A 15,990-nucleotide genomic window follows, 5' to 3' on the forward strand; every position below is an offset into this window, starting at 1 on the left:
GAGCTGTTATTGGGTTACTGGGGTGGCCATGTGGCGCGTCGCGGCCGGCTGCACCGCCACGGCCTTGCCGAGCAATGCCGCAAATCGGGTCGTCAACAGGGTCGCCGTCTCATCCATCAGCTTGACGCCGATGGCATCGACATGCCGCTTGCGCCAGTCTTCCAGCGCAGTTCCCCTGACCCATTGATTGAAGGCACCCAGTGCGGGGCCGCAATGGATTTGAAAGTCGACCTTGTTTTCCATATCGCCAAGCAGCGCCAGGCGGTTGCTGTGGCCAAAGTACCAGCGGAAAATAAGCGCCATCTTCTTTTTTGGATTCTGTTCAGCTTGCGCAATCTGTTCGGCCGGATGGTAACGTTTGCATTCTTCATAGACCTCGCTGAAGCTGCGCTGGAAGTATTTTTCCTGGATCAGCTTTGCCGTTTTTTCATCGATCTGTTCAATCGACTCCACCGCCCGATACACGTCATACAGCTTGTTCGCGCGCACCGGGAAGAAGATTCCACGTTTCAACACCTGCACCCTCGCACCCAGCTCGAACATGTCGCCGGCAGGTGCGTAATCGGTATCCTGGACATCCATGTCCTGCAAAAGATTCTTGACGGCGTCGCTGGTACCGGCTTCCACCGTGCATTGATTGATGGAGCCGGTAACGATGAAGTCGGCGCCCAGGATGAACGCGGCGGCCGCGGCTTCCGGCGTGCCGATGCCGCCGGCGCTGCCGACCCGTATGTACTTGCTGTAACGGTGGCTCGCCATCGCGGCATCGCGCTGGCGCTGTATTGCCGGCAGCAAGGCAGCTGCCACGCCGCTGTCGGTATGGCCGCCGGAATCGGCTTCGACGCAAATATCGTCAGCCATCGGCACCTGCCTGGACCATTGCGCCTGCTGCGTAGTGATCAGGCCTTGCTGCAGCAGTTTTTGAACCAGGCGGTCCGGCGCCGGACTCAAGAAACCGGCAGCGATTTCAGGACGCGAGAGTTTCGCCATGATCCGGTTTTTCGCCGCCACGGTGCCGTCAGCCATCTGCTCCAGGCCACGCAAACGGTACAGGACCAGTCCCGAAGTGATTTGCATATACGCGGACGCTTCGACGTTGCGCACCTGGTGCTTGAGAAGCAGCTCCACGATGGCCTCTTCCCTGGAACCGTTCAGCAGGTTCATGCCATACGCCTGCCCCGGCTTGAGTTCGCGCTGTATCTGCAGGATGGCTTGTTCGACCCGCGCCGCCGACAAGGCGCCGGTACCAAAATACGCCAGCATGCCAGCGCGCGCCATGCGGATCACCATCGCCTCCGAGGCGATGCCATGCACCATGGCGCCGCCGACATAGGCATAGGCGAGCCCGTAGTCAGCCTTGAACTGGGCCGAACCCAGGCTTGCCGCGCTGATGCGCTCCGAGGCAGCCGCCGGCACCGGCCGCACGACAGGCGCCACTTGGACGCTATCGGGCAGGGATCGGGCCGGCGCATGCGCCTTTTTGGTGTCGGCGACCAGCAAGGGGCTTGCCTCTGCCTTGATCTTGGCAATCAGGCCTGTCAGCACTTTTCCCGGCCCCAGTTCCTTGAACTCTTCCACTCCCTGGCCCCACATATAGCAGACCGAGGCAACCCAGTTCACCGAGTGGCTTATCTGCTGTGCCAGCAGGGCTTTCGCGGTAGCGCTATCGTAGGGGCGCGCACTGACATTCGAAATCACCGGAAATGCGGGTTCCAGAAAAGTGAACGGTGCCAGGAAGCGTTCAAACTCGATCTTGGCCTGCTCCATCAATCTCGAATGGAAAGCACCGCTCACCGGCAAGGGCACGACGGTACGGCAGCCCGCTGTGCTCTCCAGGATCGCTTTGGCGGCAAGGATTTCATCACGCGCCCCAGAAATGACAATCTGCGACGGCGTATTGAAATTGGCGATATCGATGTGCTTGAATGCGGCGGCGGCCAGGACGCCGCGGATGGTATCGGCATCCAATCCAATCACCGCCGCCATTGCGCCAGCGGTAGCCTGCGCCATCAATGCCGCGCGCTTTTGCACCAGCTTCAAGCCGGTCTCGAAATCGACCATGCCCGCCGCAAACAATGCACTGTATTCGCCCAGGCTGTGACCTGCCACAAAGGTCGGGGCGCGCCCACCAGCGGCCCGTTCGGCCAGATAGGACAACGCGTTGACCACATACAAGGCCGGCTGCGTGTACAAAGTATGATCGAGTTGCTGGCGCGGATCATTCAGGCATAAGTCCTTGAGCGAATACCCGAGCAGCGCGTCAGCCTGCGCCAGCAAATCGGGAAACTGCGCGAACAGCTCCTGTCCCATGCCTTTTTTCTGGGCGCCCTGGCCCGGGAATACGTAGGCGATCATCTGCGTTGTTTCTCCACTGAGTATGTTCCCGGCAGCATGAGTGCCGAGTTCGTTGACGACCTGCGCAAAACCATCCACCTCGTTCATGAATGGCGACATAACGATGAAGGTACGGTGCTCGCTGGCAGCGCGCAGATGCTGCTTGACGAAACCAGCCAGCGTTCCAGACGGCCCGATATCGACAAAATCGACAGCGCCATGCTCTGCATCAAGCAGGCTGGTCAACGCTTCCCGAAACAGAATGGGCTGGCGGCCGACCTGCCAAAAGTAATCTTGTGATATTGACTTGACTTCGCCTCCGAGCAGGCACGAAATCATTGGGATCTTCGGCGCCTCCCAGGAAAGAAGCGTGTCTGCGCTGTGCACCTCGGCATGACTGGCATCCATCGCAGGAGAATGAAAGCCGTGCGAGATCGGTAATTTCAAGGCGGCGATACCTTGGTCCTGGAGATGACGATAGATCGTCTCCAGATTGGCGCGGGTGCCGGAAACCACAAAGTGCTTGTCGTAGTTGATACCGGCCAGGGTACTAAGCCGGTTGAGTACCGGATCGAGCCGGTACAGCGCCGGATCGTGCAAAATAGTCAGCATCGCGCCCGGCTCGCACAATCGCTCCACGCTGTGCGCTTTATGGATTACATTGCGCAAGATGGCTTCAGGCGCGGCGACTCCAGCCAGCGCCGCCGCCACAAATTCGCCCAGGCTGCTGCCGAACAGATAATCCGGTTTTATTCCACGCGCCATCAAGGCTTGAGCCAGCGAAAATTCCAGCATGAAAATCGCCGGATGGGTATGAATGGTACGGGAGAACTCCGCCGCCTTGCCCTTGCCGCCACCATACAGCACCTGCGTAACCGAATAACCGCACATGGATACGGCAATCTGATCCAGCTCATCCATATAGCGTCTGAAAACGCTGTCGGCGGAATACAGCTGTTGGCCCATTTGATAATACTGGGAGCCCTGGCCTGAAAGGAGAAACACGATTTTTCGCGTCATGGCGTTATCAAACTACTTTCTTCGCTGATTATCTGTGTCGTTCCATGTAAATACATGACGCTATCCAAGCCAACTTAGCCATGCCCTTTACCGATAACTCAACAACGATTCATCATGCATGGCTTCAAGATGCGAAAAATTATTCAGGTAACTCAAGCAGATCCGTCCTTTGCCATATACAAGCTTTGTGACACCTGCGTTAACCAACGACCAGTTCAAATCGAAGATCCGCTGGTCCGGGATAGCCAGCAATTGCTGGCAAATCGCACTGATTGGTCCGCCGGAAGTAAATACAATCGCCGAATTACCCTGTTCGACATGCTCCAGCAAGGGCGTCAGTGCCGCATTGCAACGTATCTGGAAAGCATTCCATGATTCACGGTACTCGGCATCGTGCGCACCGCCTACCCAACGCGCCACGGCATGCTCAAACATCTCTTGAAAGACGATCTCCGGCCTGTCTTGTTGCCCGACGTAGGCCGACAAAGCGGCCAGATCTGGAAACTGCGGCATGAAACGAAGCAGTACGTCGGCGTGATCGAACTCGTCAAAACGGGCATCTTGCCGAATATGCCGCTCGTACTCGATACCAGCAACCGACCATGCCTCCAGACAGGCTTCCAGACTTTGCAGATGGCGACGATGGGTGCCGCTGACAAACAATGAAATCTTCTGGTCAAGGTGGACCAGGCGCTGACCGAGCAGTGCGGATTGACGCCGGCCTAATTCAGACAAATTGTCATAATCAGTTTTACCAAAACTGGCCTGGCCGTGACGTACCAGGTAAATAGCTCCCATCGCGCTTGGTTCCCTTTAGCAAAGCAATCAATAGTAGGGAAAAAGACGATCTTCTCCGTGAAGATCGATTTATAATTGTATTTACACAACCTGGTCGCAGCCATCGCTCGCACCTCACACAGTGCTGGCGAATGGATGCAACGGTTGACGGAAGGCATGTTAAGCAAGGATGTGAACTTGGTCAATATATAATTTTTCTTATTTTTATGCTATTTGCATTATTCCTATTCTATTCGGGTAAAGGGGTAGAATTTCTAGAAAAAGCGCGTTTTAATTTTTATTGATTTTATGCTTTTTGCATTATTCGGCCGCTATATTTATGCCGCTTGCATTATTCGGCTGTCATACGGAGAAAGGGATAGATTTACCAGCAAAGGCGCGCTTAATTCCTGCCATTTTATGCTTATCGAATTATGTTTCTATCTACTAACATGGTCATCGAAATCTGCCACGATGCGTTGAACAAGGTAGGTGTTGTCCTTCCTCGTCTGGAGGGGGTTGTTGCTAAGTAGTCACCGGAAATTTATTGCAAATTCCGCTATGTAACTTGCCATGATGGAATTAACCTCGTCAAGCAGTGCGCTGCCGGTCAGGCGAACGAATTTGCGCCAAACGTACTTGGCCTGCTTCCAGAGGATGTCGATGCGATTGAACTCGGGGCTGTATGGCGGCAGATAGTACAAGTACAGGCCACGGCGCTGCCACTGCCGGCGTTTCAGTTCCATCGTTTCGCCGCGGTGGATGTTTGCATTGTCGAGCACGACAATGCCCGGTACCGGATGCGGCTGTTCCGCGATGCGATCAATAAAGGCGATCACGTCGTCGCGCACAGTGCGCTGTTCCTTGATTGCCCATAGCAGCTTGCCATCATGGCCAGCGCACCCAGAACATTGACGCGCTGCCGGTGCACACCGGCCTCGGCACAACGGCTGTGACCGATTGGCGCCCATCCATATTGAAGCGGCGGATTCGGACTGAATCCAGACTCGTCGAAATAGAGCAGATCACATTGGCCCGTCTGCGCCATGCGCTGCAACGACGCAACGACGCCGCTGGCATATTCAAACGCGGCGGGGTCACGCTTGTCCTTCAAGCTAAGGCGGCATCGCTTGTAGCGAAACGCCATGCGCTTCAGATCTTCTTTGATGCTGTTGCCGCCGAGCGGCGTATGGTCCGCGCCTTCCCACTGCTGCTGCAGTGTCCTGGCAGTCCCGCCCGCATCGCGCGCCAGATCGCCGAGCTGGCTCCGTTCCTCGTCGGACAACTTCGGCGGCTGGCCAGTGTGCCGATCCTCGAACAAACCGACCAGGCCGAATTCATCCCAACGACGGCGCCAGTTCTCGACACTGTTCAGGTGCACCTCGAATTCGTCGGCCACCTGTTGCAGTGTCAAACCTTGCGCCAGCCGGAACATCCCTTGTGCCCGCATCCGCGTGCGCGCATGCGGATGGTAGATCCCCATCTCCCGCAGCGTCCTGCGCTCATCAGCGCTAAGCTTCAATCGCAGCCTCATGTCTGTCACCATCCTGGTCGCTATAGAATTTGACAAGAAAAATCTGGCGATTATTTAGTCGAGACCCCGGCCGACCGCGCTTCGCTGACCGCTATCGTCGGGATGGAACTTCCGTTCAGCATGAAAAGTGGCGACACTGCATACGTGACACTGCCGACGCGCAGCGTTATTCGCATCAATGGTGGCGCTTCAGCACCCGCAGCGCATCGCCAAGCTTATTCAGCTTGGCGATGCGCTGCGGGCCGGTAAACAGGCCGGTTTTGATCATGAAGATGAGGTCAGAATCGAGGCGTGAGAAGCAGGAGAATGGTCGTATGGCCGTAACCAGTCTCCTTCCGTACCGCCTCAAACTCTAAAGCTTCGGAATAGCGTAACAGTAGGACAAATCATAGTCCTGATTGTAAGTGCCGAGGACTCGCGAACGCGAAAAACCCTCCGGACACGAAAAATTTCCTGTCATTGGATTTTTCACTGGAGTTCCGTTAACAGTGCCAAGAACGCCGCCAAAGTATAGCGGTTCCTGATAGTCCGGGTCGTGCTTACGGTAACAAGCGTGCAATGACCAGTCTTGGTTATATGTATCCAACAACTTCACGTCGATAAAGCCCGGACTGCAACTTCCATCACCGGAAAGAGGATTTCTCACCAATTCGCCATCGTTGATATACCCCCACATGCCACCAAAATCGTATTCGGAGGATGATGCCCCTTCCGGCTGCTGCTTGGAACAGATATATACTGGCCAATCCACTCCAGATGTCCCATAGACTTGAGTTTTTAAATAGCCTGATGGACAGGACTGGGCATTAGTAACCGGATTAATCACCGGCGACCCATCATGAATAAATCCGTATGCGCCGCCAAAAGCCAATCTATTGGCTGTGGAAGAGTCCTTCGCCACACTACAATCGATAGTTTTTGGATTTTTCCCGCTATTGGACAAATCGGCAATATCGATTTCGCTGATCGTTATTTTGCAATTATAGTAAGGGTCCGAGAAATCTGCCCTCATGAAACGTCCCCATATGGGAGATCCGGAATGAATAACCGGGACCCAAATATCTTTGGCATGATTGGACGACTGTTTGAACTTGATAAAATCCGTTGTTCCATTGTGCCCTATTTTTTCGTGTCTGTGACCCACGAATACTGCCTTAATGTTCGAGGCATATTTGTCCAACATTGCAATCATTTCTTTATACTCTGGTGCATCGTAATTATTGCCGTAAGCATCGTCAAAGTCATGCCAGTTTAAAATTATAACTTTCCGGTTTTCAACGGCGGTCGAGAAATCGTGTGCGATCCAGTCAGCCGGGGATGTGGCGTCCAAGTCCCATGAGTAGACGCCAAAGCTGTATCCATGCTTAAACTTGGTTTTATATGTCGGGTAGTTATTGAGCTGCACAAAATGAAAGCTGCCGATCTCCCATGAATATGCCAAACTTCCCGATATGTTACGCTGCCATCCCATCTGGGACGAGTTTTTTGAATAGTTGGTAAGGTCATAAGAGACCGTCTTTGAGCGGTTATCATTGAGCCACGAAGCCAGAAATTGCATCATGTCAGCGCCGCAATAATTCCAATTCATCGTGGCCGGCGCTCCGCAGGCATTGATGTTATTTTGATAATCATGGTTTCCAAGTCCAGGCCAAACGGGAAATGAGGTCTGGTTCATATACATATCCTGAAATTTCCCCAGATAGTGGTCCTTGCTGCCGAAACGAGTCAGATCGCCATTAATCACCAGTCCTTTTAAGTTGGTATCTTCAGCATTCTTTAATTCATTAACCCGAGCGACGACGCGTCCATTTGTCTCTGCCGCTTGATCCTGCTCTGGCTTGGCACGATTCGCTGATATCTTGCAATAGTCAGATAATTCGGTATGCTCGGATTCACACCCCCAGTCGAATTGTGTATCGCCTATGAAGGCCAGAGTGAACGTCTGCGCGGCAGCTGTTCCAGGAATTGTGGCGAAAAAGATAAAGACTATAGAATAAAGATATTTTTTCATATGTCCTTGGTCCGTAAAATTCGTTGAAAAGTCTTAGGATTTTTAAATAGATTTCCACTTTATTGCGCTGTCCCAGGCGCTGATATCCCCAGTTTTTCCATGCCGCGCATAGCCATCTGGTGACAATAAGAAACTAAGGGTAATTGCGCCAACTTTTATTTTCTGGTGCGCCATTATTGCGTCACATCTACTTTCGTATTCGATTACCCCTTTTGATGTCATCAATCATGATGCCTCAATGGGTTGTCGCGTGTAAATACACGCATGGGAAATATGGCTTGATTTACAACAAACGAAAATCTATTAATGTGCTAGGGAAGCAATGATTTATTCATCGAACGCTGTGCCGGGCTCGTGCGATTGCAGCGCATGGCGCAGGCGGGCCAATGTGATCTGCTCTATTTCGACGAGTCTGGATTCATCCGAATCCGCCGCTTCAATATGGATGGGCGCCAATCGGCCGCAGCCGTTGTGCCGAGGCCGGTGTGCACCGGCAGCGCGTCAATGTTCTGGGTGCGCTGGGCCATGATGGCAAGCTGCTATGGGCAATCAAGGAGCAGCGCACTGTGCGCGACGACGTGATCGCCTTTATTGATCGCATCGCGGAACAGCCGCATCCGGTACCGGGCATTGTCGTGCTCGACAATGCAAACATCCACCGCGGCGAAGCGATGGAACTGAAACGCCGGCAGTGGCAGCGCCGTGGCCTGTACTTGTACTATCTGCCGCCATACAGCCCCGAGTTCAATCGCATCGACATCCTCTGGAAGCAGGCCAAGTACGTTTGGCGCAAATTCGTTCGCCTGACCGGCAGCGCACTGCTTGACGAGGTTAATTCCATCATGGCAAGTTATGTAACGGAATTTGCAATTTCCGGTGACTACTTAGTTGTTGGCTTTTTCCTTCAGCGCGCGCGCGCGGCACGGGCTCAGCCCAACGCGGCAGTGCGATGGCAAAGCGAAGCATGAACCTGCTCAGGTATGACCTGAGTAAACATGCTCAGGCTTGCATCCCAGGCAAGCCTCCTCCTCCCCGGCAGCCCAAACCGCCAATCGTATTCTGCCCACCCCCGTATGATTTCTGATAGGCTCGGGCCGCGAACCAAGCATCTATTTAGGATTGAATCACATGGTGAAGGCAACAAGCAGCGTGCAGGATCGCAAGCTGAGAGAATCCGAACAGCGCCGTAAAGACATCATCAAGGCGGTCCGGAAACTGATCAAGGCTGGCGGCGCGCGCGCGATTACCTTACGCAAGGTTGCCGAGGAAGCCGGGTTTTCCACCACGGTGGTGTACGCCCTGTTCGAGGACAAGGCCACGCTCATTACCCAGGCCATGGATAGCGACCTGCTCAACCTCGCCAAGGCCATGCGCGCCGCCACCGACCCGGCGCTGCCGCCGATCGACAACATCAAGCGCGCCGGCCGTGCCTACGTCAAATTCGGCATGCTCCATCCCGACCAGTACGCGCTGGTGTTCCTGGAACGCCGGCCGCACGCGCCGGTCGAAAGCGCCAAGATCGAACATGGCAACCAGACCCAGGACCCGTACGCCTTCGGCCACCAGCTGTTCGCGACCCTGGCCGCATCGGGCCAGGTGCGCGCCGACCGCCTCGATTCCATGGGCCAGATCTTCTGGGAAGGCATCCACGGCATGACCTCGCTGCGGCTGGTGTTCGGCGAATCGGAACAGTGGTTCGAACACGCCGCTTTCGACCAGCACCTGGAAGACTTGCTCGATGTATTGATGACAGGAATCCTGCACCGTTTCCGCGTATAAACACCTGCACACACTCAAAAATATAACGTTGTTTTATTTTTGATACGTCGTTATTATCCAGAACGTTGTTCCGATAACTATGCGGCTGCGAGGTGAACGGATGCGAACGATACTGGGCGTGGCGGTTTTCGCGATGGGCTTGTGTGGCTGTTCGGCGTCAGTCGAGAAGCCCGCCTTGGCCGACCTGCAACGGGCCGAGATGGCACGCCCGAGCGACCCGCAACTGGCCGAACGCTACGAGCGATCCTGCATGGCCTGCCACGCCGTCGCGGCCAGCGGCGCCCCCCTCACCGGCTTCACCCCTCACTGGCAACGCCGTCTGGCGCAAGGCATGGACCAGATGGTGAAGCATGCCGTCGAAGGCATCAACGCGATGCCGGCACGGGGCCAGTGCAACGATTGCTCGCCCGACGACCTGCGCGCGCTGACCCGCTTCATGAGCGCCGGAGCCGCACAATGAGCCCCCGGTCCCGGCGCCGCAGGTTGTTCCTGAAAGCCGGGGCGATGGCCTCGGCGGCGGGCCTGCTGGCCAGCCGCGCCACCCCGGCGCTGGGTGCGGCAAGCGCATCGAAGGTCACCTGGAAAAACTGGTCGGACAGCGCGCAGTGCACGGCCAGCACTCTGGCCGCGCCGGCCGACGAAGCTGCCGTCGCCGCGCTGCTGCGCGCATCGGGCGGCGCCGTGCGCTGCGTCGGCGCCGGCCATTCGTTCACGCCCCTGGTGCCGACCAGCGGAACCATCATGTCGCTCGACCGCCTCGCGGGCCTGCGCTCGCACGACAAGACGGCCATGAGCGCCACCCTGCATGGCGGCACCCGCCTGTCGCAAGTGTCGCGCCAGCTCGACGGCGCCGGCCTGGCGCTGCGCAACCTGCCCGACATCGACATGCAGTCGCTGGCCGGCGCGATCAGCACCGCTACCCACGGCACCGGCGCCGCGCTGCCGGCACTGCATGCGGACGTCATCGGCATGCGCATTGTCTCGCCGCAGGGCGACGTCATCGACTGGCAGCAAGAGCGCCACGCCGACCAGATGGCGGCGGCGCGCGTGTCGCTGGGCAGCCTGGGCGTCATCACCGAGCTGACGATGCGCGTGGTGCCCGCACACAGCCTGCGCCGCAAGGTATGGCTAAAGCCGGTCGAAGAGATGCTGCAGCAGGCGCCGGAACTGGCGCGCACCCATCGCCACTTCGAGTTCTACTACCTGCCGTTCACCGGCTATGCCGCCGCCATCACGCACGACGCCTACGCCGGCAGCGACATCCAGATGCCGCCGTCGCAAGACGAAGACATGCTGCGCGACCTGCGCCAGCTGCGTGACTGGCTCGGCAAGTTCCCCAGCTTGCGGCGCTGGAGCGCGGCCAAGCTGATCGACGCCGACCTGACCGAACACGCCACCAACCGCTCGTTTCGCCTGCTCTCGAACGTGCGCCCGACGCGCTTTAACGAAACCGAATGCCACGTGCCGCGCGAGGCGGGCATCGCCTGCGTGCGCGAGGTGATCCGCACGCTCGAACGGCGCAACGACGTATTCTTCCCGCTTGAATTTCGCTTCGTCAAAGCCGACGACGCCTGGCTCAGCCCCTTCTACCAGCGCGACAGCTGCTCGATCGCGGTGCATGCGGCGCACGGCGAAGCCTACGATTACCTGACCTCCGAGATCGGCCCGGTGTTTCGCAAACACGGCGGCCGTCCCCACTGGGGCAAGCTGCATAACTTCAGCTCCGCCGAACTGGCCGCGCTGTATCCGCGCTGGAAGGACTTCCAGGCGCTGCGCCAGCAGATGGATCCGCACGGACGCATGCTCAATCCCCACTTGCGCGCCCTGTTCGGGGTGCCGGCATGAGGCGCCGCACGGCGCTGGCGGCCATCGCCGGCCTGGCTGGCGCCGGCGCGCTGGCGCTGCGTCCGCGCGCGCATGGCGCGCCGCATGACGCCTACTTCGCGCGCATGGCTGCGGCACTGCGCGCGGCCGGCATCGCCACGCCGACCATGGTGCTCGACCGCGACCGCATGCTGGCCAATGCCGGCCAGGTCATGCGCAACATCGGCGGGCGCATGCAACTGCGCCTGGTGGCCAAATCCCTGCCCTGCATGCCCTTGCTCGACGACTTGATCGCGGCAATGCGCACCCAGCGCCTGATGGTGTTCAACCTGGCCTACCTGGAGCAGCTGGCCGCGCAGCGCCCGGCACTCGATCTGCTGCTTGGCAAACCGCTGCCGGTGGCCGCCGCCGCCCAGTTCTACGAGCGCTTCAAGGGCGGGGGCTTCGATCCGGCGTGCCAGCTGCAATGGCTGGTCGACAGCCCGCAGCGCCTGGCGCAGTATCGCGACCTGGCGCGCCAGCGCCAGCTACAGCTGCGCGTGAATGTCGAAATCGACGTCGGCTTGCATCGCGGCGGGGTTGCCAGTGCGGCCGCACTGCAGCAGATGCTCGACATCGTCAAGTCGGAACCGCGCCTTCAGCTGTCCGGCATGATGGGTTACGACACCCACATCACCAAACTGCCGGACCTGCCCGGCCTGCGCGCGGGCGCCCTGGCCGACGCGCTTGGCATGTACCGCGACTATGCGGCGCAGGCCACGCGGGCACTGCATGGCGGCGTGGCGCCGGCCGGCCTGATCCTCAACGCCGGCGGCTCGCCGACCTACCGCCTTCACGACGGCAAAGGCGCGGCCAACGAAGTGGCGCTCGGCTCGGCCCTCGTCAAACCGGGCGACTTCGACACCGAACTACTGGGCGACCTGGCGCCGGCCGCGTTCATCGCCACGCCGGTCCTGAAGGCGCCGGCGCAATTCGACATGCCCAACGGGGTCGAATGGATCGGCGCCGCCGCCCGCGCGTGGGACGTGAACCAGTCGCGCGCCTGGTTCATCTACGGCGGCAACTGGCTGGCCGACCCGGTCTCGCCGGCCGGCATGGCGCCCAGCGGCCTGTATGGAACCTCGTCGAACCAGCAGGTCCTGCTGGGCTCCGGCGCACAGCAACTGCAGGTGGACGACGTGATCTTCCTGCGGCCACGCCAGAGCGAGTCCGTGCTCCAGCAGTTCGGCGACATCGTCGTGATGGAGTCGGGCCGGATCACGCAGCGATGGCCGGTACTGACACCCATGCCATAAGCACAAGGACCTATAACTACAAGGAGACAAGATGCGAGCAATAGCGATGGTGATGCTGTCATGTGCGTGGGTGGCGCCGGCGTGGGCCGCGCCGGACACCGTACCGGGCCTGTGGCTCAGCGCCGACAAGGCCGCGGTCATCGCGTTCAAGGCCTGCGCCGAGCCAAAGGATGCGCTGTGCGGCACCATCGTCTGGGACAAGGACGCCGGCACGCCCGACGACGCGTGCGGCGTCATGATCGCCAAACTGAATACCTGGCAGGACGACGCCTGGCGCAACGGCTGGGTGCACGACCCGCGTACCAAGAAAAACTACAAGGGCATCGTGCGTACCAAGAACGACACGCTGCTAGTGCGCGCCTACATCGGCACCGAACTGCTGGGCGAGACCGAGATCATGACTCGCGTGGCCAGCATTCCCGCCGGCTGCAAGTCGAAGGAGACGCCATGAACAAATTGATCGTGCTGGCCGCGCTGGCAGGCGCCATCCACACCGGCCAGGCCCATGCCAACGAACCGGCGATCCAGAGCTACTCGCTCGACGTCGAAGCGAAGCTGCTCACCGACCGCAAGAACCGCGGCGTATCAGATACCTACAACCGCCCCGGCGCCGAACTGACGATGGAAGCGGTGCACGAATCGGGCGTGGTCGGCTATCTGCAACTGGGCACGGTGCGCAAGGAGATTTTTCCCGACACAAACGGCTTGCAAGTGACCGGGGCGCTCGGCTACCGCTGGGGCAATCCCGACGGCTGGCACTTCGGCGCGGGCGTGGCACAGGAGTGGTTCCCGGGCGCGAAGGCCAACGATGCGCCGACCGGCATCGACTGGACCACGGGCGAACCGACGGGCGTGACCAACACCAAATTCGATACCAGCTACGGCGTGTTCGAATTTGCCTATGGCGCCATCGAGGCGCGCTATCTGTATGTCTTCAGCGACGAACTGCGCGGCAATAACACGGCCACCATCTGCGGCATGACCTATCTGCCGGCTGTGCTGGCCGGGGGCGACCCGGGCAAGGCGATCGCGTGCTACGACGGTGGCCTCAAACACTCGCGCGGCTCGCACCTGCTCGACGTCGGCATCAAGCACAAGCTCGATGGCAGGAACAAGCTGGTCGCGCACATCGGGTTTCAAAAGATGCGCCACTTCCGCGATGCCGATCTGGTGGACTACAAGCTGGGCATCGTGCACACGCGCTGGGGCCTCGATTTCGGCGCGGAGCTGGCCGGCGCCGTCCTGCGCAACCGCGAACTGGCGGTGGTGCCCGATAGTGCGGGAAATACCAGAAAGGTGGATCGGGCGGCGCTGATCCTGTCGCTGGCCAGGCGTTTTTGACGTTTAATCCCGAACCAGATCAAGGAGAGTCACATGGCATCGCACATTCTTTCCCGGCGCTCGACCCTGGCCATGGCGCTGTTGGCGCTATCGGCAACCTGCGGCGCGGCCAGCGCCGATCCTTATCTGGTCGGACGCGGCATGTCCGACATTACCGGCGAAGCCGCCGAAGTGGGCATGATGGGCTATGCCTCGCTCTCGCAGGTGAGCGCCGGCATCCACATGCGCCAGCGCGCACGCGCCTTTATCGTGGCCGACCAGGCCAGCGGCAAGCGCATGGTCTTCGTCAACAACGACCTGGGCATGGTGTTCCAGGGCGTGCAGCAGGCGGTCCTCAGGCAGCTGCGGGCCAGGTACGGCAGCCTGTATGGGGCCGACAACGTGATCCTGGCGGCCACCCATACGCACGCCGGGTCCGGCGGCTTTTCCCACTACGCGCTGTATAACATCACCACCTACGGTTACAACAAACGCAGCTTCGACGCCATCGTCAGCGGCATCGTGGCCGCCATCGACAAGGCGCACCGCGACTTGAAACCGGGCTCGATCGCCATCGGCAAGGGCCAGCTGACCGACGCCAGCAACAACCGCTCGCTGCTCGCCTACCAGCGCAATCCGCAGGCCGAACGTGAGCGCTGGAATAGCCCGATCGACCCGGACATGACGGTGCTGCGCTTCAGGCAGGGCGCCGATGATGTGGGCGTCATCAGCTGGTTCGCCACGCACGGCGTATCGATGTCCCCCACCAACCACCTGCTCAGCCCCGACAACAAGGGCTATGCGGCCTGGCGCTGGGAGCATGACCTCAAAGGGGTGCGCTACAACGCCGACGGCGACTTCGTGGCGGCCTTCGCGCAGTCGAACGCGGGCGACATGACGCCCAACCTGAGCCTCGACGGCACCGGCCCCACCCGCAATGAGTTCGACAACACGCGCATCATCGGCGAGCGCCAGTTGCAGAAGGCGCTGGCGATCTACAACGGCGCGCTCGAACCGCTGGCCGGCACGCTGGACTACCGCCAGCGCTTCATCGATTTTTCGCGCGTCAGCGTGGCCGCCAATTTTGCCGACGGACGCACGCGCGGCACCTGCCCGGCGGCGCTGGGCACCGCGTTCGCGGCCGGTACCGAAGATGGCCGTGGCCTGGATGGATTCAACGAAGGCGACCTGGCCGGCAATCCCTTCTTCCAGGCGATTGGCGGCATCCTCACGCCCGCGCCGCAATGGGTGCGCGACTGCCATGGCGCCAAGCCGGTACTGCTGGCGCCAGGCGTGCAGCAACCCGTGCCCTGGTCGCCGGAAGTGCTGCCGGTGTCGATCGTGCGCATTGGCCAGCTGGCCATCGTGGCCGCGCCGGGAGAGCTGACCATCATGGCTGGCCGCCGCATACGCGAGACCGTGCAGGCCGCGCTGGGCGACAGCGTCAAACATGTCGTCATCGCCGGCTATGCCAACGCGTATTCGGGCTACGTCACCACGCCGGAAGAATACGACGCCCAGCACTACGAAGGCGCCTCCACCCACTTCGGCAAGTGGACACTGGGCGCCTACCAGCAAAGCTACCACGAGCTGGCAACGGCGCTGCGGCAAGGCTTGCCGGCCTATGCCAGCGCGCCCACGCGCGACCTGTCGGACCAGCAGCTCTCGTTCCAGACCGGCGTGGTGCTCGATAACACGCCGCTGTTCAAGGGCTTCGGCGAGGTGGTACGCCAGGCCAATGCCAGCTACGTGCGCGGCCAGCGGGTCGAGGTCGAGTTCTGGACCGGGCACCCGAAAAACGACTTGCGCCAGAACGGCAGCTTCCTTGAAGTGCAGCGCTGGGACGGCGCCGCCTGGCGCACCGTGGCCACCGACGGCGACTGGAACACCATCTACCGCTGGGTGCGGGTCGATCCGGTGTGGGGCAGCTCCAAGGCCGCCATTTCATGGGACATTCCCGCCGATGCCGCCACCGGGCAGTACCGGATCCGGCATGACGGCAACTACAAGAATGGCTGGGACGGCAGCATCCGTGCGCTGACCGGCATCAGCCGCACCTTTCAGGTCAACTAGGCAAACCTGCCTCGCTGTTGGCC

Annotated in this window: 13 protein-coding genes; 8 read left to right on the top strand and 5 right to left on the bottom strand. The window is 59.6% G+C overall.

The window, feature by feature from the left end; genetic code table 11:
* Positions 1-6 precede the first annotated feature (6 nt).
* The 5 genes from fabD to PO883_RS02755 all read right to left on the bottom strand — a co-directional run bounded on the left by fabD (position 7) and on the right by PO883_RS02755 (position 7,676).
* Positions 7-3,354, bottom strand: a complete 3,348-nt coding sequence (gene fabD, locus PO883_RS02735) for an ACP S-malonyltransferase (protein ID WP_289308397.1) — start codon at positions 3,352-3,354, stop codon at positions 7-9.
* Positions 3,355-3,441: 87 nt separating this feature from the next.
* On the bottom strand, positions 3,442-4,152 hold the full coding sequence (locus tag PO883_RS02740; protein ID WP_289308398.1) for a histidine phosphatase family protein: 711 nt from the start codon (positions 4,150-4,152) through the stop codon (positions 3,442-3,444).
* A gap of 512 nt (positions 4,153-4,664) precedes the next feature.
* Positions 4,665-4,982: a transposase gene (locus PO883_RS02745; RefSeq protein ID WP_289308399.1), complete on the bottom strand. Its 318-nt coding sequence runs from the start codon at positions 4,980-4,982 to the stop codon at positions 4,665-4,667.
* Positions 4,967-5,665 carry a helix-turn-helix domain-containing protein gene (locus PO883_RS02750; protein ID WP_289308400.1) on the bottom strand — a complete coding sequence of 233 codons (699 nt, stop codon included), beginning with the start codon at positions 5,663-5,665 and terminating at the stop codon, positions 4,967-4,969. The genes PO883_RS02745 and PO883_RS02750 overlap by 16 nt, the downstream gene beginning before the upstream one ends.
* Before the next feature lie 352 nt (positions 5,666-6,017).
* Positions 6,018-7,676, bottom strand: coding sequence for a metallophosphoesterase (locus tag PO883_RS02755; RefSeq protein WP_289308401.1), 1,659 nt, complete (start codon positions 7,674-7,676; stop codon positions 6,018-6,020).
* 416 nt (positions 7,677-8,092) lie between these two features.
* On the opposite strand from PO883_RS02755, the gene PO883_RS02760 reads away from it, so the two are divergent.
* The 8 genes from PO883_RS02760 (at position 8,093) to PO883_RS02795 (ending at position 15,967) form a co-directional block, all read left to right on the top strand.
* Positions 8,093-8,644 (top strand): transposase, encoded by a 552-nt coding sequence (locus PO883_RS02760; RefSeq protein ID WP_289308549.1) that lies wholly within the window; start codon positions 8,093-8,095, stop codon positions 8,642-8,644.
* A gap of 160 nt (positions 8,645-8,804) precedes the next feature.
* Positions 8,805-9,455, top strand: coding sequence for a TetR/AcrR family transcriptional regulator (locus tag PO883_RS02765; protein ID WP_289308402.1), 651 nt, complete (start codon positions 8,805-8,807; stop codon positions 9,453-9,455).
* Positions 9,456-9,555: 100 nt separating this feature from the next.
* Positions 9,556-9,915 carry a cytochrome c5 family protein gene (locus tag PO883_RS02770; RefSeq protein WP_289308403.1) on the top strand — a complete coding sequence of 120 codons (360 nt, stop codon included), beginning with the start codon at positions 9,556-9,558 and terminating at the stop codon, positions 9,913-9,915.
* On the top strand, positions 9,912-11,300 hold the full coding sequence (locus PO883_RS02775) for a D-arabinono-1,4-lactone oxidase (RefSeq protein ID WP_289308404.1): 1,389 nt from the start codon (positions 9,912-9,914) through the stop codon (positions 11,298-11,300). Before PO883_RS02770 ends, PO883_RS02775 begins: the two co-directional genes overlap by 4 nt.
* A complete protein-coding gene (locus PO883_RS02780; RefSeq protein WP_289308405.1) occupies positions 11,297-12,574 on the top strand; it encodes an alanine racemase in 1,278 nt (425 codons plus the stop codon). The genes PO883_RS02775 and PO883_RS02780 overlap by 4 nt, the downstream gene beginning before the upstream one ends.
* 31 nt (positions 12,575-12,605) lie before the next feature.
* Positions 12,606-13,025 carry a DUF2147 domain-containing protein gene (locus PO883_RS02785; protein ID WP_289308406.1) on the top strand — a complete coding sequence of 140 codons (420 nt, stop codon included), beginning with the start codon at positions 12,606-12,608 and terminating at the stop codon, positions 13,023-13,025.
* Complete coding sequence (locus PO883_RS02790) at positions 13,022-13,915, top strand: TorF family putative porin (RefSeq protein ID WP_289308407.1); 894 nt, start codon at positions 13,022-13,024, stop codon at positions 13,913-13,915. The genes PO883_RS02785 and PO883_RS02790 overlap by 4 nt, the downstream gene beginning before the upstream one ends.
* 33 nt (positions 13,916-13,948) lie before the next feature.
* Positions 13,949-15,967, top strand: coding sequence for a neutral/alkaline ceramidase (locus PO883_RS02795; RefSeq protein WP_289308408.1), 2,019 nt, complete (start codon positions 13,949-13,951; stop codon positions 15,965-15,967).
* Positions 15,968-15,990 lie beyond the last annotated feature (23 nt).

This window comes from Massilia sp. DJPM01 (assembly GCF_030348125.1).
Lineage (GTDB): Bacteria > Pseudomonadota > Gammaproteobacteria > Burkholderiales > Burkholderiaceae_D > Telluria_A > Telluria_A frigida.

Bases quoted from the DNA above. Each gene is read 5' to 3' on its own strand.
- fabD (WP_289308397.1), bottom strand. From the start codon at position 3,354: ATGACGCGAAAAATCGTGTTTCTCCTTTCAGGCCAGGGCTCCCAGTAT.
- PO883_RS02740 (WP_289308398.1), bottom strand. From the start codon at position 4,152: ATGGGAGCTATTTACCTGGTACGTCACGGCCAGGCCAGTTTTGGTAAA.
- PO883_RS02750 (WP_289308400.1), bottom strand. From the start codon at position 5,665: ATGAGGCTGCGATTGAAGCTTAGCGCTGATGAGCGCAGGACGCTGCGG.
- PO883_RS02755 (WP_289308401.1), bottom strand. From the start codon at position 7,676: ATGAAAAAATATCTTTATTCTATAGTCTTTATCTTTTTCGCCACAATT.
- PO883_RS02765 (WP_289308402.1), top strand. From the start codon at position 8,805: ATGGTGAAGGCAACAAGCAGCGTGCAGGATCGCAAGCTGAGAGAATCC.
- PO883_RS02770 (WP_289308403.1), top strand. From the start codon at position 9,556: ATGCGAACGATACTGGGCGTGGCGGTTTTCGCGATGGGCTTGTGTGGC.
- PO883_RS02775 (WP_289308404.1), top strand. From the start codon at position 9,912: ATGAGCCCCCGGTCCCGGCGCCGCAGGTTGTTCCTGAAAGCCGGGGCG.
- PO883_RS02780 (WP_289308405.1), top strand. From the start codon at position 11,297: ATGAGGCGCCGCACGGCGCTGGCGGCCATCGCCGGCCTGGCTGGCGCC.
- PO883_RS02785 (WP_289308406.1), top strand. From the start codon at position 12,606: ATGCGAGCAATAGCGATGGTGATGCTGTCATGTGCGTGGGTGGCGCCG.
- PO883_RS02790 (WP_289308407.1), top strand. From the start codon at position 13,022: ATGAACAAATTGATCGTGCTGGCCGCGCTGGCAGGCGCCATCCACACC.
- PO883_RS02795 (WP_289308408.1), top strand. From the start codon at position 13,949: ATGGCATCGCACATTCTTTCCCGGCGCTCGACCCTGGCCATGGCGCTG.